Origin of the sequence: Pseudomonas sp. N-137 (assembly GCF_034555295.1) — a bacterium.
GTDB classification, from domain to species: domain Bacteria; phylum Pseudomonadota; class Gammaproteobacteria; order Pseudomonadales; family Pseudomonadaceae; genus Aquipseudomonas; species Aquipseudomonas rhizophila.
This window is the reverse complement of record NZ_JAXUDQ010000004.1, coordinates 351,883-369,589: the sequence shown is the minus strand read 5'-3', so window position 1 is coordinate 369,589 and position 17,707 is coordinate 351,883. Positions and strand designations below refer to the sequence as shown.

At 59.6% G+C, this 17,707-nt stretch carries 19 protein-coding genes and 1 tRNA gene; 19 read left to right on the top strand and 1 reads right to left on the bottom strand.

What is annotated here, in order from left to right; genetic code table 11:
* The first annotated feature begins 118 nt into the window (after positions 1 to 118).
* The 13 genes from ruvC to T3A99_RS02095 all read left to right on the top strand — a co-directional run bounded on the left by ruvC (position 119) and on the right by T3A99_RS02095 (position 9,560).
* Positions 119 to 643, top strand: a complete 525-nt coding sequence (gene ruvC, locus T3A99_RS02155) for a crossover junction endodeoxyribonuclease RuvC (RefSeq protein ID WP_030140802.1) — start codon at positions 119 to 121, stop codon at positions 641 to 643.
* Positions 644 to 757: 114 nt separating this feature from the next.
* Entirely contained in the window at positions 758 to 1,366 is a 609-nt protein-coding gene (gene ruvA / locus T3A99_RS02150) for a Holliday junction branch migration protein RuvA (RefSeq protein WP_047227070.1), read from the top strand.
* Positions 1,367 to 2,428: a Holliday junction branch migration DNA helicase RuvB gene (gene ruvB, locus T3A99_RS02145; protein WP_047227069.1), complete on the top strand. Its 1,062-nt coding sequence runs from the start codon at positions 1,367 to 1,369 to the stop codon at positions 2,426 to 2,428.
* 128 nt (positions 2,429 to 2,556) lie between these two features.
* Positions 2,557 to 3,024, top strand: coding sequence for a tol-pal system-associated acyl-CoA thioesterase (gene ybgC / locus T3A99_RS02140; protein ID WP_047227068.1), 468 nt, complete (start codon positions 2,557 to 2,559; stop codon positions 3,022 to 3,024).
* A complete protein-coding gene (gene tolQ, locus T3A99_RS02135; RefSeq protein WP_047227067.1) occupies positions 3,014 to 3,709 on the top strand; it encodes a protein TolQ in 696 nt (231 codons plus the stop codon). The genes ybgC and tolQ overlap by 11 nt, the downstream gene beginning before the upstream one ends.
* A 23-nt stretch (positions 3,710 to 3,732) precedes the next feature.
* Complete coding sequence (tolR, locus tag T3A99_RS02130; RefSeq protein WP_160893274.1) at positions 3,733 to 4,185, top strand: protein TolR; 453 nt, start codon at positions 3,733 to 3,735, stop codon at positions 4,183 to 4,185.
* Positions 4,185 to 5,228: a cell envelope integrity protein TolA gene (tolA, locus tag T3A99_RS02125; RefSeq protein WP_076383694.1), complete on the top strand. Its 1,044-nt coding sequence runs from the start codon at positions 4,185 to 4,187 to the stop codon at positions 5,226 to 5,228. Before tolR ends, tolA begins: the two co-directional genes overlap by 1 nt.
* The gene (gene tolB / locus T3A99_RS02120) at positions 5,225 to 6,526 is read left to right on the top strand and encodes a Tol-Pal system beta propeller repeat protein TolB (protein WP_076383695.1); all 1,302 of its coding nucleotides are present in this window, start codon (positions 5,225 to 5,227) and stop codon (positions 6,524 to 6,526) included. Before tolA ends, tolB begins: the two co-directional genes overlap by 4 nt.
* Positions 6,527 to 6,578: 52 nt before the next feature.
* Positions 6,579 to 7,076 (top strand): peptidoglycan-associated lipoprotein Pal, encoded by a 498-nt coding sequence (pal, locus tag T3A99_RS02115; RefSeq protein WP_047227063.1) that lies wholly within the window; start codon positions 6,579 to 6,581, stop codon positions 7,074 to 7,076.
* 6 nt (positions 7,077 to 7,082) lie between these two features.
* Positions 7,083 to 7,913: a tol-pal system protein YbgF gene (gene ybgF / locus T3A99_RS02110; protein WP_047227062.1), complete on the top strand. Its 831-nt coding sequence runs from the start codon at positions 7,083 to 7,085 to the stop codon at positions 7,911 to 7,913.
* Positions 7,914 to 8,079: 166 nt separating this feature from the next.
* Entirely contained in the window at positions 8,080 to 8,727 is a 648-nt protein-coding gene (gene queE, locus T3A99_RS02105; protein ID WP_047227061.1) for a 7-carboxy-7-deazaguanine synthase QueE, read from the top strand.
* A gap of 19 nt (positions 8,728 to 8,746) precedes the next feature.
* Positions 8,747 to 9,421: a 7-cyano-7-deazaguanine synthase QueC gene (gene queC, locus T3A99_RS02100; protein WP_274090090.1), complete on the top strand. Its 675-nt coding sequence runs from the start codon at positions 8,747 to 8,749 to the stop codon at positions 9,419 to 9,421.
* Between the two features lie 63 nt (positions 9,422 to 9,484).
* Positions 9,485 to 9,560: transfer RNA gene (locus T3A99_RS02095), tRNA-Lys, on the top strand.
* 126 nt (positions 9,561 to 9,686) lie between these two features.
* Here T3A99_RS02095 and T3A99_RS02090 read toward each other — a convergent pair.
* On the bottom strand, positions 9,687 to 10,622 hold the full coding sequence (locus T3A99_RS02090) for a LysR family transcriptional regulator (protein ID WP_047227126.1): 936 nt from the start codon (positions 10,620 to 10,622) through the stop codon (positions 9,687 to 9,689).
* Between the two features lie 171 nt (positions 10,623 to 10,793).
* Here T3A99_RS02090 and T3A99_RS02085 point away from each other — a divergent pair, with 171 nt between their 5' ends.
* The 6 genes from T3A99_RS02085 to T3A99_RS02060 are packed head-to-tail and all read left to right on the top strand — an operon-like array spanning position 10,794 to position 17,701.
* Positions 10,794 to 11,411: a thermostable hemolysin gene (locus tag T3A99_RS02085; protein WP_047227059.1), complete on the top strand. Its 618-nt coding sequence runs from the start codon at positions 10,794 to 10,796 to the stop codon at positions 11,409 to 11,411.
* On the top strand, positions 11,408 to 12,973 hold the full coding sequence (locus tag T3A99_RS02080; protein ID WP_274089938.1) for an AMP-binding protein: 1,566 nt from the start codon (positions 11,408 to 11,410) through the stop codon (positions 12,971 to 12,973). Before T3A99_RS02085 ends, T3A99_RS02080 begins: the two co-directional genes overlap by 4 nt.
* Positions 12,948 to 13,829, top strand: a complete 882-nt coding sequence (locus T3A99_RS02075; protein WP_322833879.1) for a TauD/TfdA family dioxygenase — start codon at positions 12,948 to 12,950, stop codon at positions 13,827 to 13,829. Before T3A99_RS02080 ends, T3A99_RS02075 begins: the two co-directional genes overlap by 26 nt.
* Positions 13,830 to 13,837: 8 nt before the next feature.
* Positions 13,838 to 14,965 carry an aminotransferase class III-fold pyridoxal phosphate-dependent enzyme gene (locus T3A99_RS02070; protein ID WP_274089936.1) on the top strand — a complete coding sequence of 376 codons (1,128 nt, stop codon included), beginning with the start codon at positions 13,838 to 13,840 and terminating at the stop codon, positions 14,963 to 14,965.
* Positions 14,943 to 16,283: an aspartate aminotransferase family protein gene (locus tag T3A99_RS02065; RefSeq protein WP_107321977.1), complete on the top strand. Its 1,341-nt coding sequence runs from the start codon at positions 14,943 to 14,945 to the stop codon at positions 16,281 to 16,283. The genes T3A99_RS02070 and T3A99_RS02065 overlap by 23 nt, the downstream gene beginning before the upstream one ends.
* Complete coding sequence (locus tag T3A99_RS02060) at positions 16,280 to 17,701, top strand: amidase (RefSeq protein ID WP_274089935.1); 1,422 nt, start codon at positions 16,280 to 16,282, stop codon at positions 17,699 to 17,701. Before T3A99_RS02065 ends, T3A99_RS02060 begins: the two co-directional genes overlap by 4 nt.
* Positions 17,702 to 17,707: the final 6 nt, after the last annotated feature.

Here is a 17,707-nt window from a genome sequence, read left to right as displayed (position 1 = left end):
GAGCGAGCCTGCTCGCGATAGCGAGGGTCCAGCTTGCAAAGATGTTGCAGTGATACCCCTATCGCGAGCAGGCTCGCTCCCACAGATTCAAACACTTCATCTCCAAACCGCAGGCGTTATGACTTTAATCCTTGGTATCGACCCCGGTTCGCGCATCACCGGCTACGGCGTGGTTCGTGATACCGGGCGCGGCTGCGTGTACGTCGCGTCAGGCTGTATCCGCACCGGTGCCGGTGAGTTGCACGAGCGTTTGCAGATCGTTTATCGCGGCGTGCGTGAAGTCATCCAGACCTACGGCCCGGTCACCATGGGCATTGAAAAGGTCTTCATGGCGCGTAACGCCGATTCTGCCCTGAAGCTGGGGCAGGCTCGTGGGGCGGCCATTGTGGCCGGTGCCGAGGAAAACCTGGAAATCGCCGAATACACCGCGACCCAGGTCAAGCAGGCAGTCGTTGGAACGGGCGCGGCGAACAAGGAGCAGGTGCAAATGATGGTGATGCATCTGCTGAAACTGGTCAGCAAGCCGCAGATCGACGCCTCCGACGCCCTGGCCATCGCCATTTGCCATGCCCATACCCGTTCCAGCCTGTTGCCGCATGGCCTGGGAGCCGCACGCAGTCGTGGCGGGCGCCTGCGTCTCTGATAGCATCAGCGCAATCTTTCGTGAGCCCGAGCATTTTGCGCCTGTGTCGTCGGCCTCCATGCTCCGGCCGTTACTCGCCAGCCCACGGCTGGCCTACGCCCAAGGATCTGAAACGTGATTGGACGCTTGCGCGGCACCCTGGCTGAAAAACAGCCGCCGCACCTGATTCTGGATGTAAATGGCCTGGGTTATGAGCTGGAAGTGCCCATGACCACCTTGTATCGCTTGCCGTCGGTCGGTGAACCGCTGACGCTGCACACCCATTTGGTCGTGCGCGAGGATGCCCAGTTACTCTATGGCTTCGTCGGCAAGCGCGAGCGGGATTTCTTCCGAGAGCTGATTCGTCTCAACGGCGTCGGCCCGAAACTGGCCCTGGCCTTGATGTCGAGCCTGGAAGTCGACGAACTGGTGCGCTGCGTGCAGTCCCAGGACACTTCGGCCCTGACCAAGGTGCCAGGTGTCGGCAAGAAAACCGCCGAGCGCCTGTTGGTCGAGCTCAAGGACCGTTTCAAGGCCTGGGAAGCGGTGCCGGCCATGTTCGCGCTGGTGCCTAACCAGCCGGACGCGCCAGCGCCCGCGGCCAGCGCGGAAAACGATGCGGTCACCGCACTGATCTCCCTGGGCTACAAGCCGCAGGAGGCCAGCAAGGCGATTTCCGCTATCAAGGAAAAAGGCTTGAGCACCGAAGACATGATTCGTCGTGCCCTGAAGGGAATGATTTAAGTGATTGAAGCCGATCGTCTGATCGCCGCCACGGGTGCCCCCCGTGACCGTGAAGAAGTACAAGACCGTGCGATTCGTCCCGTCAGTCTGGCCGATTACATCGGTCAGCCGGCGGTCCGCGAGCAAATGGAACTGTTTATCCAGGCGGCCCGTGGGCGCAGCGAGTCTCTGGACCATACCTTGATCTTCGGCCCACCCGGTTTGGGCAAGACCACCCTGGCCAACATCATCGCCCAGGAGATGGGCGTGTCGATCAAGAGCACGTCCGGGCCTGTCCTCGAGCGTCCGGGTGACCTGGCGGCGCTGCTGACCAATCTTGAGCCCCATGATGTGCTGTTCATCGACGAAATCCACCGGCTGTCGCCGATCGTCGAGGAAGTGCTGTACCCGGCGATGGAGGATTTCCAGCTCGACATCATGATTGGCGAGGGACCGGCGGCCCGTTCCATCAAGCTCGATCTGCCGCCGTTCACCCTGGTGGGCGCCACGACCCGCGCCGGCATGTTGACCAACCCGCTGCGGGACCGTTTCGGTATCGTCCAGCGCCTGGAGTTCTACAACAACGCCGATCTGGCGACGATCGTCGGCCGCTCGGCCGGCATTCTCGGGTTGCCGCTGGACCCGGATGGCGCTTATGAGATCGCCCGGCGGGCGCGGGGTACACCGCGGATCGCCAACCGGCTGTTGCGTCGGGTCCGGGATTTTGCCGAAGTTCGCGCCAAGGGCCACATCACCAAACCGATTGCCGACCTGGCGTTGAACCTGCTGGACATCGACGAGCGTGGTTTCGACCACCAGGACCGGCGCCTGCTGCTGACCATGATCGAGAAGTTCGACGGCGGTCCGGTGGGCGTGGACAGCCTGGCGGCGGCCATCAGCGAAGAGCGCCATACCATCGAAGATGTGCTGGAACCGTACCTGATCCAGCAGGGCTACATCATGCGCACCCCTCGCGGGCGTGTGGTGACGCGTCACGCCTATCTGCATTTCGGCTTAAACATCCCGACACGAATGGGTGAGATGCCGGTGGTAGACGAATTCCTCGATGCCGTGGACGATTGAACGACCTCTGTGCAGCGACTTTTTTCAGGTTCGTGCTGTCCCAGACGACACCCGGAGCGTCATTGCATTTCGAGAATGAAAAAACAGTTGCCTGGCCGATTGGCAACCTGAGGAGTAAGCACTAGAGTATGCGCGCGCAAAACGGGCTGGAGTCGTTCGCACATCGCTGTCGCGTTTATTACGAGGACACCGATGCCGGCGGCATCGTTTACTACGTCAATTACCTCAAGTTTATGGAACGGGCTCGAACCGAACGGCTGCGGGAACTGGGTTTTGCCCAATCCGCGCTGGTGGGAGAGGACCTGTTATTCGTCGTGCATTCCAGCGAAGCGCGCTACCACGCGCCGGCGCGACTGGACGACGAGCTTCTGGTAAGTGCCGATGTCATCGAATTGAACCGTGTCAGCCTGCGCTTCAAGCAGCAGGTCAGGCGGGCTACGGATAATGCGCTGCTCTGTGAAGGGCAGTTTCTGGTGGCCTGTGTGCGCACCCATAGTTTGAAACCCCGGGCCATTCCCGAAGCTCTACGTGCGGCCTTTGCCGGCGTGAGCGGCGCCGGTACATACTCAGAGCAGGAGATAAAGCGTGGAAGCTAACGTCGTCGACCATTCCTCCATGTGGAGCCTGGTCAGCAATGCCAGCGTTGTGGTGCAGTTGGTAATGCTGATCCTGGTAGCCGCATCGGTGACCTCATGGATCATGATCTTTCAGCGCAGCAATATGCTGCGCGCCGGTCGTCGAGCCCTGGAGAGCTTCGAGGAGCGCTTCTGGTCCGGTATCGACCTGTCCAAACTCTACCGCCAGGCCGGCAGCAACCCGGACCCGGACTCGGGGGTCGAGCAGATCTTCCGTGCCGGCTTCAAGGAGTTCTCCCGTCTGCGCCAGCAACCAGGCGTGGACCCTGAGGCGGTGATGGAAGGCGTGGCCCGTGCCATGCGCGTCGCCATCTCCCGCGAGGAAGAAAAACTCGAGCAGGGCCTGCCATTCCTGGCCACAGTCGGTTCAGTCAGCCCGTACATCGGCCTGTTCGGTACCGTGTGGGGGATCATGAACTCCTTCCGTGGCCTGGCCACTGCCCAGCAAGCGACCCTGGCCACCGTGGCCCCGGGTATTGCCGAGGCACTGATTGCCACCGCCATCGGTCTGTTCGCGGCCATCCCGGCTGTTATCGCCTACAACCGCTTTGCTGCCCGCAGCGAAACGCTGACCAGCCGTTACTACACCTTCGCCGATGAATTCCAGGCGATCCTGCACCGCAAAGTGCACACCAGCGAAGAATAAGCAGGTATTTCCCAATGGCTTTAATCGCTCGAGCCCGAAAAAAGCGCAAGCCGGTTGCCGAGATGAACGTGGTGCCCTACATCGACGTGATGTTGGTGCTGCTGGTCATCTTCATGGTGACCGCGCCGATGCTCAATCAGGGCGTGAAGGTTGATCTGCCCAAGGTTTCCAGTGAAGCCTTGCCGCAGGACAACGACACCCAGGTCCTGACCATTTCGATCAAGGCTGACAAGACCTACTACTGGAACCTTGGCAGCGAAGTCGACACCGAGAAGCAGCAGGACCGGGCCATGACCTTGCCGCAGATGACCGATGCGGTGACCAAGATCATCAACGCCGGCAACAGCAACGGCAAACGCACCCAGGTCTTCATTCGCGGCGACAAGACCGTCGACTACGGTGCGGTGATGGGCGCCATGGGCGGCCTGCAGAAAGCCGGGGTCGGTAATGTTGGCTTAATCACTGAGGCGCCCTGATGCAGCAACAGCGAGAGCCGTCCGCCTCGGAAAGCTACTTCTGGCCTAGTGTCTGGGCAATTGGCCTGCATGTGCTGGTGTTTGGCATGCTGTTCGTCAGTTTTGCCATGACTCCGGAGCTGCCGCCGGCCAAGCCGATCGTGCAGGCGACCCTGTATCAGCTCAAGTCCAAGAGCCAGGCCACCACGCAGACCAACCAGAAGCTTGCCGGTGAGGCGAAGAAATCCGCCGCGCGCCAGACCGAAGTCGAGCAGATGGAGCAAAAGAAGGTCGAGCAGGAAGAGATAAAAGCTGCGGAACAAAAGAAAGAGCAAGCGGCTCAAAAGGCCGAAGAAGCCAGGAAGGCTGACGAAGCCAAGAAGGCCGACGAGGCGAAGAAAACCGCCGAGGCCAAAAAGGCCGAAGAAAAGAAACTGGCTGATATAGCCAAGAAAAAATCCGAAGAAGAAGCCAAGAAAGCCGCTGAAGAAGAGGCCAAGAAAGCGGCCGCTGAAGAAGCGAAGAAAAAGATTGTCGAGGACGCGAAGAAAAAAGCGGCCGAAGACGCCAAGAAGAAAGCTGAAGCTGACGAGGCGAAAAAGAAAATCGCCGAAGACGCGAAGAAGAAAGCCGCCGCCGACGCCGCCAAGAAAAAGGCTCAGGACGCAGCGCGTAAATCCGCCGAAGAGAAAAAGGCCCAGGCCTTGGCAGATTTGCTTTCCGACACGCCGCAGCGCCAGCAGGCATTGGCTGATGAGCAGGGCGATGAAGTCGCCGGCAGTTTCGATGATTTGATTCGCGCCCGAGCGGCAGAAGGCTGGGCTCGTCCACCTTCGGCACGCAAAGGCATGACTGTAGTATTGCAAATCGGCATGTTGCCCGACGGTACGGTTACCTCGGTCAGCGTGGCCAAGTCCAGCGGTGATGGCCCGTTCGACGCTTCGGCGGTCGCAGCGGTCAAGAACATTGGGCGATTGACGGAAATGCAAGGAATGAAACCGAGCGATTTTGCTCCCTATCGTTCATTCAAGATGACATTCACACCTGAGGATCTAGCCTTGTGAGAAACCTTCTTCGATCAATGCTGGTCGTTATCTGCTGCCTGGCAGGGATAGCGGTAGCAGAGGAAAAGAACATTCTGGTCACCAGCGGCAGCGATCGGGCGACCCCGATCGCCGTCGTACCGTTCGGCTGGCAGGGCGGTAGCGTCCTGCCGGACGACATGTCGGAAATCATCGGTAATGACCTGCGCAACTCGGGTTACTACGCGCCGATTCCGAAGCAGAACATGATCAGCCTGCCGACCCAGGCCAGCGAAGTCATCTATCGCGACTGGAAAGCCCTGGGCGCCCAGTACCTCATGGTCGGCAACATCGTGCCGGCCGGCGGTCGCCTGCAGGTGCAGTACACCCTGTTCAACGTCGCCACCGAGCAGCAAGTGCTGACCGGTAGTGTGTCGGGCAGCGTCGATCAGCTGCGTGACATGGCGCACTACATCTCCGACCAATCGTTCGAGAAACTCACCGGCATCAAGGGTGCGTTCTCTACCCGCATGCTCTATGTGACGGCCGAACGCTTCTCTGAGAAAAACACCCGCTATACCTTGCAGCGTTCAGACTATGACGGTGCTCGTGCAGTGACCCTGCTGCAATCGCGCGAGCCGATCCTGTCGCCGCGTTTCGCCCCCGATGGCAAGCGCATCGCCTATGTTTCGTTCGAACAGAAGCGCCCGCGTATTTTCATGCAACACATTGACACCGGTCGCCGTGAGCAAATCACCAACTTCGAAGGCCTGAACGGTGCGCCAGCCTGGTCGCCGGACGGTACGCGCCTGGCATTCGTGCTGTCCAAGGACGGTAACCCGGACATCTATGTGATGAACCTGGCTTCGCGGGCGATTTCTCGCGTGACCAACGGTCCCGGCATCAACACCGAACCGTTCTGGGGCAAGGATGGCTCGACCATCTACTTCACTTCCGACCGTGGCGGCAAGCCGCAGATCTACAAGACCAGCGCCAGTGGTGGCGGTGCCGAACGCGTAACCTTCGTCGGTAACTACAACGCCAACCCTAAACTGTCGGCGGACGAAAAGACCCTGGTGATGATCCATCGCCAGGATGGCTTTACCAATTTCAAGGTGGCGGCTCAGGATTTGCAGCGAGGTAGTGTAAAGATCCTCACTGATAGCACTCTGGACGAGTCACCTACTGTTGCGCCCAACGGCACCATGGTAATCTACGCCACCCGCCAGCAGGGCCGGGGAGTCTTGATGCTCGTGTCCATTAATGGACGCGTGAGGCTCCCGCTTCCTACCGCACAAGGCGAAGTCAGAGAACCGTCCTGGTCCCCTTACCTGAACTGACGCGGCGCAATACGTTTTACTTAACACACTGGGGTTCATTAGGAGTTTCACGATGGAAATGCTGAAGTTTGGTAAATTTGCTGCGCTGGCTCTGGCCATGGCTGTAGCTGTAGGTTGCTCGTCCAAAGGCGGCGACAACGCCGGTGAAGGCGCTGTTGATCCAAACGCTGGTTACGGCGCTAACACTGGTGCAGTTGACGGCTCCCTGAGCGAAGAAGCTGCTCTGCGCGCAATCACCACCTTCTACTTCGAATACGACAGCTCGGACCTGAAGCCAGAAGCCATGCGCGCTCTGGACGTTCACGCCAAAGACCTGAAGTCGAACGGTGCTCGCATCGTTCTGGAAGGCAACACCGACGAACGTGGTACTCGTGAGTACAACATGGCACTGGGCGAGCGTCGTGCGAAAGCCGTTCAACGCTACCTGGTACTGCAAGGTGTTTCCCCAGCTCAGCTTGAACTGGTTTCCTACGGCGAAGAGCGTCCAGTTGCTACCGGCAACGACGAGCAGTCCTGGGCTCAAAACCGTCGCGTCGAACTGCGTAAGTAATTCGTCATGCGAACGTGCCGCCGTGCTGTAACTGTTCTGGCTCTCAGCCTCGCGCCGCTTGCGGCGTGGGCTGCGGTTCCCGTGGTCGATAATGATTCCGGCTATAACAATAGCGCAAGCAATTATCCGCCTGCAGGTTACGGTACGAGCGGCGCCTATGCCGGGGGAGGGGTTTCGGCCCCTGTCTCGGCACAGGGCCAGCTGTTCAACCAACTGCAGCAAATGCAAGACCAGATTTCACGCCAGCAAGGCGCGATTGAAGTTCTGCAAAATGAAGTTTCGCGCATGAAGCAGGAAAACCTGGAGCGATACCAGGATCTTGATCGGCGCATAGGAACCGGCGTTGCACCTGCCGCGACTCCTGAGAATTCTCCAGCCGGTGGCGACTTGAACGCCCCTGGCGCAGCCGCAGGCGCGGGAGCAACTGCTCCGGCACCTGCAGCCGGCGGTGAGCCGGCTGATCCGGCGAAGGAAAAGCTCTATTACGATGCGGCCTTCGATCTGATCAAAGCCAAGGATTTTGACAAGGCCAGTCTGGCCTTTGCCGCTTTCCTTCGCAAATACCCTAACAGCCAGTATGCGGGCAACGCCCAATATTGGCTGGGTGAAGTGAACCTGGCCAAGGGCGACCTGCAAGGTGCCGGTCAGGCCTTCGCCAAGGTCTCGCAGCTCTATCCCAAGCACGCCAAGGTGCCGGACTCGCTCTACAAGCTCGCTGACGTGGAGCGTCGCCTGGGCCACACCGACAAGGTCAAGGGCATTCTGGAGCAGGTGGTGGCCCAATACCCGGGTACCTCCGCCGCCCAATTGGCTCAGCGTGACTTGCAGCGTATGTGAGGCTGTTTGATCCGTTTCGAAGAAACCCGCGCTTGTCGCGGGTTTTTTCGTTAGAATTCACGCCCTTTTTATGAAACACGCTTCTTGGGATCTGCGCGTTGGCGGGGTTGCTGGAAGTGCCTGACGGAGGCGGACAGCCTGTTTAGCTGTTACGCCCGTGGCGACTATGCAAGACACATTGAGAATTACCGAAGTTTTTTACTCGTTGCAGGGTGAAACGCGAACGGCCGGGCTGCCCACAGTATTTGTGCGCCTCACCGGTTGCCCGTTGCGTTGCCAATACTGCGACAGTGCCTACGCCTTCAGTGGCGGCACCCTGCGCAGCCTCGACGACATTCTTGAGCAGGTGGCCGGTTTTCGCCCGCGCTACGTCTGCGTTACGGGCGGCGAACCACTGGCGCAACCCAACGCGATCCCCTTGCTCAAGCGGTTGTGCGATGCCGGTTACGAGGTATCGCTGGAAACCAGCGGCGCCTTGGACATCGCACCCGTTGATCCGCGAGTCAGCCGCGTCGTCGATCTGAAGACCCCAGGGTCCAAGGAAGCCCATCGCAATCGCTATGAGAACATCGAACTGTTGACGCCCAACGATCAGGTCAAGTTCGTTATCTGCTCGCGGGAAGATTATGACTGGGCCGTGTCCAAGCTGATTCAATACGGGCTCGACCAGCGGGCTGGCGAAGTGTTGTTTTCGCCAAGTCATCATGACTTGAACGCCCGGGAGCTGGCGGACTGGGTGGTGGCGGACAATTTGCCGGTGCGCCTGCAATTGCAGCTGCATAAATATCTTTGGAACGACGAGCCGGGGCGCTGATATGACTGAACACTCGAACATTGCAGAAAAACGTGCCGTCATCCTGTTGTCCGGCGGCCTCGATTCCGCGACGGTCGTGGCCATGGCGCGTGCCGAGGGCTACCGCTGCTACACCATGAGTTTCGATTACGGCCAGCGCCACCGCGCCGAACTGCACGCCGCCGAGCGGGTGGCCCGGGACCTGGGTGTCGTCGAACACAAGGTGATCGGCCTGAACCTCAATGGCATCGGCGGCTCGGCCTTGACCGACAGCTCCATCGACGTGCCTGAAACTCCCAGCGAAGGCATCCCGGTGACCTACGTGCCGGCACGCAACACGGTGTTCCTGTCCCTGGCCCTGGGCTGGGCGGAGGTGCTGGGCGCCCGTGATATCTTCATCGGCGTCAACGCCGTGGATTATTCCGGCTATCCGGACTGCCGTCCGGAGTTTGTCGAAGCGTTCGAGCGTATGGCCAACCTGGCGACCAAGGCCGGTGTAGAAGGGCAGGGCTTCCGTATTCAGGCACCACTGCAGAATCTCAGCAAGGCCGACATCGTTCGGGCGGGGGTGAAGCTTGGCATAGACTACGGGCTCACCGTTTCCTGCTATCAGGCTGACGATCAGGGGCGCGCCTGCGGCAAATGCGACAGCTGTCGCCTGCGTGCCGAAGGCTTCGCGGCGGCGGGTGTGAGCGATCCAACCCCTTATTTTTGATTTATTTCAAATTAGGTGTTGAATAGTCCTTAGAAATCAGTATTATACGCGCCACCACACAGCGGGTCGTTAGCTCAGTTGGTAGAGCAGTTGGCTTTTAACCAATTGGTCGTAGGTTCGAATCCCACACGACCCACCATTTTTAGCAGTTTTAAAAGTCTGGAAGGCCCACGAAAGTGAGGATTTCCGGATTTTTTTTTGCCTGTAGAAAACTCGCCGCTTGAAAACCGGAACCACCCGACGATTCGAGTGGTTCCCTGGGTTGTTAAAGCAAGCCGTCCTCGGCGCATACCTTCACGATCTGTTCGCGAAACCAGATGTTGGCGTTGTCCTGGCCGGGTTTCTCGCTCCACATCATATCCAGCGTAAAGTTCGGTAAGCCCACTGGTGGCCTGCGATGGCTGTATTTGCCTTCATCGCAGGTCAACGCCTGGATACGCCGAGGCAACGTCAGGATGAAGTCGGTTCCCGGAATCATATTCAGTGCTGCCACGTAGCTGTTGGCCCGAGCGACAATCTGTCGGTTGTAGCCTTGCCGGGCGAGCCAGCCGTCCACCATGTTGGTGTCGGAGGTCCAGGGCGTCGGAAAAACATGCTGGCAGGCGACGAACGCCTCCAGATCAAATTCCTCCCTGGGCAGTGAAAAGTCTTTATCGACCACGCAGACCAGTTCATCTTCCAGTAATACTTGCGAGCGCAACCCCTTCGCGCCGCGATGAAAGTTGGGGCCAAAACAAACAACCAGGTCGAATCGACCCTCCATCAATTCGTCAACCGGAATGTCTTTGTGAAATTTCGTGATGTTAATGATGACGGGGAAACGGCTGCCAATGAATCGTTTCACTAGCTGGGGAAGTATAAGAAGTTCGAAATACTCCGGGGCGCAAATATTGAATGTTATTTCTTTCTGCGTGGGGTCGAATGTTTGAATGCCGGAGTGGCATATATTTATGGTCTTGAGGATGTTGAGTACATGGCTGTACATGGCCGTGGCTTTGTTCGTGGGCCGCATGCCACTACGGGTATTGATGAATAACTCATCTTCGAAACTTGTGCGCAGCTTCTTCAGGCAGTAGCTCACGGTTGACTGGCTCACACAAAGGGTCTCGGACACCTCGGTGACGCTGCTTTGCTCATACACCGCGACAAACACCATCAGGTCCTGCATGTCCAGCTTTCTAAGCAAATTACTATTGAGCATAAGATCCTTCTCGGCGCAATCCATCAGCTAGCGTCCCTTGTTTTTATGACAAAGGGGTTTATTTATATATTAGCGGAAGGCATTTATTTTTTAAATGGCTTGTGGGAATTTTCTTAAATATGCTCGCCTCGCTTTTTATAGAAATCCTGCACAAGGACGGAGGAGGACGATATGCAAATTCGCGTCGCAGAAACTAAGACACCGTTATGGGTGCAAGCCACTGAAGTAGTGAAAGAGAAATTTCGCCGTTCTTATTCGGCGTCGGTTGAACCGAATCCACAATACTTTGCGGTCACCCAGGATCCGTCAGACCGTATTCTTGCCTGTGCCGGTATTACATTCGCGGACCACCGCACACTGTTTTCCGAGCAATACCTGGCGCAACCGATAGAAGTGATTTTGTCCCAGCGCCTGGAGAAAACCATCGACCGCTCAAACATTGTCGAGATCGGCAACCTGATCTCCCATCACCTGACGGCCGGCATGATTCTGGTCAACATGATTCCCCTGTTGTCCTGGTGCATGGGTGGGCATTACTTGTTGTGTACGGTGACACCCCGCGTTCGGCAAATGATGGAAAGTTGCCAAATCGATTTCGAGCCGCTGCTGACAGCAGACCCTGCGCGCCTGGGCGAGGAGGGTGGCAAGAACTGGGGGACTTATTACTCCAAATTGCCTGTCACCGGGTTCATCCGGGTAGACCCGCAGCGCTCGCGTTTCGCGGCCATGACGCTCAATACCTCGTTCACCCAACTGCCTGGCGATTCACTGGCGAGGGCGCAGCCATGAGCGGCGGATTTATCCATCACTTGCAAAGCGCGTTGCAAGACAATCGCCAGGCTGTCTGCGCGGTGGATTGGTCGGCGTCGGGCGGCGAGCCGGTGGCATTGACCTATGGCGAGCTGGAACATCGTGCCCTCAATCTGGCCGCCGAACTGCAACGGCGTTTTCCCAGCCCGGCCCATGGCGATCATGTGGTTTTGGGAATTGCCACGCGTAACAGCAGCGACTGGCTGGTGGCCGATCTTGCTTGCCTGTTTGCCGGGATTACCGCGTTACCGTTGCCATTGGCTTTCAGCCAGGCTCAGGCGGAGCACCTGGCCGAGCGTTGCGACGGGTTTGTAGTGGATGCCGCCGGGCAGCGGACACTGGCGCAGCGATGGAAGTTGAATTTCCCTGAAAGCCGTTTGCGCCACATCAGCGAGCCGGTCATCGAACAGCCTTTGTTGCATACGCCCGACGGTGATGAAGACTGGATCTGCAAAATCATTCACACCTCGGGCACGACCAGTCGCCCGAAGGGCGTGCAGTTGAGTACCCAGGCGGTCGGCGCCGTGCTGGCATCGCTGCGTCAACGTATGCCCGCCGATGCTCATCGCCGTTACCTGTCGCTGGTGCCCTTGAGTTTGCTGCTCGAACAGGTGACTGCCGCCTATCTACCGTTGCTGGCGGGCGGAACCGTGCATTTCTTGCCACCGAACGAAGCATTGCTCGGCGAGCCTGGAGCTTCGCCACAGCGTCTGGTCGAGTGGATCCTGCAGGTCCAGCCAACGGCCCTGACAGTGCCGCCGGTGATGGTCAACCGCTTCCTGGAACAAATGGACGAGGGCGGCGAGCAGGGCGAGAGACTGGCGCGCTATCTGCAATCGGGTGCGCATATTACCTGTGGCGGTGCGGCGGTCAGCATCGATGTACTGCGCGGACTGGAAGAACGGGGCATTGCTGTGTACCAAGGCTACGGCCTGTCCGAGAACGCCTCGGTGGTCAGCATGAACACCTTCGAACAGCAGCGCCTGGGCAGCGTGGGCAAACCCTTGCCCCATGTCCAGGTGCGTATCGGCGCCGACCAGACCATTGAGGTCAAGAGCAGCTCACTGTTCAGTGGCTATTCCGGCACGGACCCCAGTGCCTGCTCCATGTCTGCCGATGGCTGGATGGACACTGGAGACCTGGGCATGCTGGACGACGATGGCTACCTCTATGTGCACGGGCGTAAGAAGAACGTGATCTGCCTGCCCAACGGGCGCAACGTCAGCCCTGAACAGGTTGAGCTGGAGTATCGCAAATACCCCGGCGTCAACGATGCCGCAGTGTTTTTCGATGAGCACCATGGCCTGGTGGCGTTGCTGTGTGTCGAGTCGGCCCCCGCGCGCGATGAGCTGGTGGCCTGGTCCGCCCGGCGTTTTTCCGACATCGAAAGACCCAGCCGACTCTGGTTGTTGACCCAGGACGACCCGTTGATCGAGCAGCTTTACACCGTTACCGGCCGGCCAAAACGCGCCGACATCGCCACTGTTTTTTCCACTCTGCAAGGGACTGCATCCAATGACCACGCCTGCCTTTCACTTTGAAACCGCGGACATCTCTATCGTCGAGTCGCACCACTTCGCCAGCCTGGGCAAGAGCGAGCTGTATGAGCTGCTGGGCCATTACGGGGTCGTGCTGTTTCGTAACTGTATCCACAGCGCCGAAGATTTCAGCGCCTACGTCAAACAAAACAGTTCGCGGCTGAGCCTGGATCCGGCCCGCGTCATGGTGGGCGGCGCGGCACAGTTGGTGGACGCGGGACATCAGGCGGTTGGCCTGCACTGCGAAAACGGTAACTCGCCGTTCTGGCCGGACATGACCTGGTTCTATTGTCAGGAAGCACCACGCAAGGGGTCGCAAACGACGTTGTGTGACGGTGAGAAGGTGTTGGCGAAACTGTCTCCAGCCTGCCGCAGTTTTTTTGAAGAAAACCCTATCCGCTACAGCCGTACCGTTGCGGGGGAAAAGTGGCGTCGCTTGGTTTGCCACTATTCGCCAGCGTTGTCGGACCCGGCGGCCGTCGAAATCGAGGACCTGTGGCAAATCATCGGGGAGGACCCGCAGACGGCTATTTCCTTCAACCCGGCTGATGACTCCATTCACTACGCCTTCAGCACCCCGGCGATCCTCACGTCCGCGTTCAGCCAGCGTCCGGCCTTCGCCAACAGCATCCTGGGACCTTCCTTCAACTACGAAGCTCCGGTGATCGACACCGTGGGGGGGCAGCCGATTCCTGCCGGGTTTCTGCGGGAAATTGCCGAAGTGTCCGCCCAGTACACCTGCCCGGTTGGCTGGCGCGATCACGACGTGGTGATGATCGACAACCGTCGGGTCATGCACGGTCGTGAAACCATCGTCGACGAACGTCGACGCATCTTCAACGCCTTGAGCTATCGCTGAGACTCATCATGACGAACAACAACAAATACATTGTCAGCGGACAGTACGAGAGTTATCTCGATGGCGATGGCCGGCAGATTATCGACCTGAGCGGCGGGTTCGGTTTCCAGGTGCCGCCGGTGATCGAGGCGGTCAGTCGCCAAGCGGACATCATGGGGTTATCCAACCGGGTGCTGATGTCCCAACCGCTTATTGCCTTGTGCCGACGCCTGGCCGAGCTGCTGCCTGCGCCGCTCGTCAACTCTTATGTGTGCAGCTCCGGGGATGAGGCGTTCGAGGGCGCATTGAAGTTGTGCAAGGGCCTCAAGCCCAAGGGCAACACCATCGTGTTCATCCAGGGGGGTGATTATGGCGCGCTGACCTACGGACGTTGCCTCAGCGCCGCGCAAGATGATCTGGCCGTGCAGAGTTTTCTAGGGTTCAAGCGAGTGGCGATTCGGCATCTCGCTGACCTGGACACGGTGGACTGGAGCGATTGTTTCGCGGTGTGCCACAGCAACACCCGCGTGGATGCCAGCGGCCGATTGCAACTGCTCGATGCTGCACTGCTCGAGCAATTGCATGCCCGCGCAGCACAGGCTTGCGCGCCGGTCATCGCGGTCGACACCCACAGTTGCCTCGGTAGCCTGGGGACGCTGTTCGGTTTCCAGCGTTATCGTCCTGTCCCGGACATTGTCGTGCTTGGGGGCCCCTTGGGGGGCAGCGCGATTCCCATCGGCACCTATACCTGCAGCGAGCGCATGGCCTGGCAGGTCTATGGGCGCAGCAGTCCGGCCAAACACGGCAGCACCACCGCTGGTAATCCGATGGCGTGTGTAGCGGCCCTGGCAGCCCTGGATTATGTGCAGGCCCACGACTCGCCTCTGCATTGTCTGGAGAACGGTCAGCGGCTGGTGCAAACCCTGGCGCCATTCGGAGCGGTGGCTGTGGGTGGCTGGGTCAGCCTGCCGCTGGCCGATGATCTGCAGCCGTCCCTGCTGTGCGAAGCGCTTTACCAGCAAGGCGTTTATATCAGCCCACCCCGGGGCCGCGAATTGATCTTGCGCTGCCCGATCACTGCACGCCCCGAACAGATTCAACGTGCCGCCCACCTCATCAAGGAGACGCTAAGCCATGTCCTTACTCAGGCCGCATGAACAACTGCTGGATGATTGCCAGCGGCACTGGAGCGCCTCGGCGGCCAAGCTGTATCGCCTGGGCAAGACCAGCGTAGAACAGCAGACCGATGGCATCCATGTCACCGATCACACCGGCAAGCGCTTCATTGACTGCGCGTGCAGCTACGGGGTGTTTATCGTCGGGCATCGCAACCCGACGGTGCGTGAGCAGGTGCAGGCGCAATTGAATCAGTTGGCCTGGGTCCCGGAAGGCCGGCGCCATCCGCTTCAAGACAAGCTGTCCGAGCGGCTTTGCCAACTGGTGCCGGGAGAATGGGGCGACGTGCAATTCATGGTCTCGGGTGCCGAGGCCGTCGAGCAGAGTCTGCGTTATGTGCTGCGGATCCAGCCTCAGCGGCGCAGGATCGTCGTGATGAGCGGCTCTTATCATGGCAAGACTTTGGCGGCGATGAGCATTCTGGGCCAGCAACAGCACCACAGCAGTTATGGCATCGCTTGCCCCGAAGTGACCTGTGTCCCCTACGGCGATTTCGCCGCCCTGCAAAAGGCCGTGGGCGAGGGTGTCTGTGCGGTGTACGTCGAGCCGATTCTGGGCGGCGCTCATCTGCAGGTGCCCCCGGTGGGCTACATGGCCAACCTTCGCGCCTTGTGCGACGCCACGGGCACGCTGCTGGTGGCAGATGAAATCCAGACCGGTTTCGGCCGATGCGGCAAATGGTTCGCCGTGCAATATGACGACGTGGTGCCTGACATCATGATCCTCTCCAAGGGCCTGACCGGCGGCTACACCTCGTTCGCTTGCGCCATGTACAGCCGGCGCCTGGCCACCCAGTATCCACTCAGCGAAATCGAGCCCGACACGCGAACCAATGGCGGGCATCCGCTAGCGTGTGCCTCGGCGCTCGCGGCCATCGACTACATCGAGCAACACAACCTGGTGGAGCTGTCGCGGGTCAACGGTGGGTTGCTGCGCCACGGTCTGCAACGGCTGGCCTTGCGTTATCCGCACATCATCGAGGATGTGCCGGGCGTCGGCCTGATGACGGGCCTGCGCCTGCGTGGTTCGGTCTATGAGGCGCTGATGAGCATGGAGCTGGGCAAGCGTGGCGTCCACGCCGGGCATTCCATGAATGAAAAGGCCGAACGCCCGGTGTTGCGTTTTTATCCGCCGCTGAATATCACGCCCGAAGCCTTGCAGCATGTCCTGGCGATGATCGAAGAGTCCCTGCAAGCCATCGATCGGCGCCCGGCGCTGGCGGTGAAAGCGTTTTCCCTGGTGGTGCGCAACATGTATCTGTTGCCCAACAAGTGGCTGCGCAGCAAGGAGGCGTCATGAGCCTGTTCAACCCCGATACGCTGACCCTGCGGGAAATGGCCGGTCTGCTGCGCCGTGGCGTGCTGACCAGCGTCACGTTGCTGGAGTTTTACCTGCAACGCATCGCTGAGCGTAACCGGCACATCAACGCACTGATCCAGCTGGCGCCAGTCGGGGAACTGCGGCGCCAGGCTCGCGAGGCTGACGAGATGGCGCGCGTTGGCCAGATCAGTGGCCCGCTGCATGGCATTCCCATCACCATCAAGGATGTCCTGCATGTGCGTGGTTTCAAGATGTCCCGAGGGCTGGGGGAGCTGTTGGGCGAACCCAGCGAGCAGGACGCAACGGCCGTTGCCCGGCTTCGACAGGCCGGGGCGATCATTCTGGGCATCAGCAATGTGCCTGAGCTGTGCATGGCCTTCGAAACCGAAAACCTGGTCTACGGCCGGACCCTGAACCCCCACGACTTGCAACGCTCCGCCGGCGGCAGCAGCGGCGGTGAGGCAGCGGCGATCGCTGCCGGGTGTTCCCCGGCCGGGCTGGCGTCCGATGCATGTGGCAGTGTGCGGATACCGGCGCACTTCAATGGCATCTGCGGCTTGAAACTGACCCAGGGGCGGGTGCCGCTGACCGGCCAGTTTCCCAATGACCGTTCCGGGCTGTTCCACATGACCTCGGCCTTTGGCGTGATGGGCCGCTATGTCGATGACCTGGCGCTGCTCGGCCAATTGATCAGCGGTGCCGATGGGCAAGATCCGGACACCGTCGATGTACCGTTCACCGCCAGCGAGCCGCTGGCCAACCTGCGGGTGGCGCTGTTCTCGGCGTCGAGCCGCCCGCCGGTCAGCGCGGCGGTGAGCCAGGTATTGCAGCACGTCGAACGATGCCTGGGTCCGGTGGTGGCCGAGGTGAGCACGGTCGCGCCGCCGATGCTCGATGAGGCCTGTGATGTGCTGTGGCGGGTGTTCATCACCGGCGCTGACGCCGGTCGCGGTTGGCGGCAATTGTTCGAGTCCATGAACAAGCGACGTTTTACCCCGGCCATCGCTCAATTGCTGGACATGAGCGAGGCGGTGGAGTTGACCGTGGATGAGGTCAAACGCGACTGGATCATGATCGATACGTTTCGCTATGAGTTGGCGAAATTCTTCAAGCAGCATGACCTGTTCATCTGCCCGGTATTTCCGGACGTCGCGTTCCGTCACGGGGAGTCCCTGGAGGATCGCGACCGGTATGCCTTCGTGTTCCCGTTCAGCCTCAGCGGTTCCCCGGCAGTAGTGATCCGCGCCGGAACGGACCCGACTACCGGGATGCCCATCGGCATCCAGATTGTCGGGCCTCATTGGCAGGAAGAACGGTTGTTGGCAGTGGCTGCTTTCCTGGAGCGTGAGCTGGAGCGCTGGAGTCCGGTTACGCCCCGTCCGGCATCGACGTACTGACCGCCC

What these genes read in the sequence shown, in the direction of transcription:
- ruvC (WP_030140802.1), top strand. Translation starts at nt 119, where the DNA reads ATGACTTTAATCCTTGGTATCGACCCCGGTTCGCGCATCACCGGCTAC.
- T3A99_RS02080 (WP_274089938.1), top strand. Translation starts at nt 11,408, where the DNA reads ATGAGCGGCGGATTTATCCATCACTTGCAAAGCGCGTTGCAAGACAAT.
- ybgC (WP_047227068.1), top strand. Translation starts at nt 2,557, where the DNA reads ATGCGCGCGCAAAACGGGCTGGAGTCGTTCGCACATCGCTGTCGCGTT.
- tolA (WP_076383694.1), top strand. Translation starts at nt 4,185, where the DNA reads ATGCAGCAACAGCGAGAGCCGTCCGCCTCGGAAAGCTACTTCTGGCCT.
- T3A99_RS02065 (WP_107321977.1), top strand. Translation starts at nt 14,943, where the DNA reads ATGTCCTTACTCAGGCCGCATGAACAACTGCTGGATGATTGCCAGCGG.
- T3A99_RS02060 (WP_274089935.1), top strand. Translation starts at nt 16,280, where the DNA reads ATGAGCCTGTTCAACCCCGATACGCTGACCCTGCGGGAAATGGCCGGT.
- T3A99_RS02090 (WP_047227126.1), bottom strand. Translation starts at nt 10,622, where the DNA reads ATGCTCAATAGTAATTTGCTTAGAAAGCTGGACATGCAGGACCTGATG.
- T3A99_RS02085 (WP_047227059.1), top strand. Translation starts at nt 10,794, where the DNA reads ATGCAAATTCGCGTCGCAGAAACTAAGACACCGTTATGGGTGCAAGCC.
- ybgF (WP_047227062.1), top strand. Translation starts at nt 7,083, where the DNA reads ATGCGAACGTGCCGCCGTGCTGTAACTGTTCTGGCTCTCAGCCTCGCG.
- T3A99_RS02070 (WP_274089936.1), top strand. Translation starts at nt 13,838, where the DNA reads ATGACGAACAACAACAAATACATTGTCAGCGGACAGTACGAGAGTTAT.
- T3A99_RS02075 (WP_322833879.1), top strand. Translation starts at nt 12,948, where the DNA reads ATGACCACGCCTGCCTTTCACTTTGAAACCGCGGACATCTCTATCGTC.
- queE (WP_047227061.1), top strand. Translation starts at nt 8,080, where the DNA reads ATGCAAGACACATTGAGAATTACCGAAGTTTTTTACTCGTTGCAGGGT.
- pal (WP_047227063.1), top strand. Translation starts at nt 6,579, where the DNA reads ATGGAAATGCTGAAGTTTGGTAAATTTGCTGCGCTGGCTCTGGCCATG.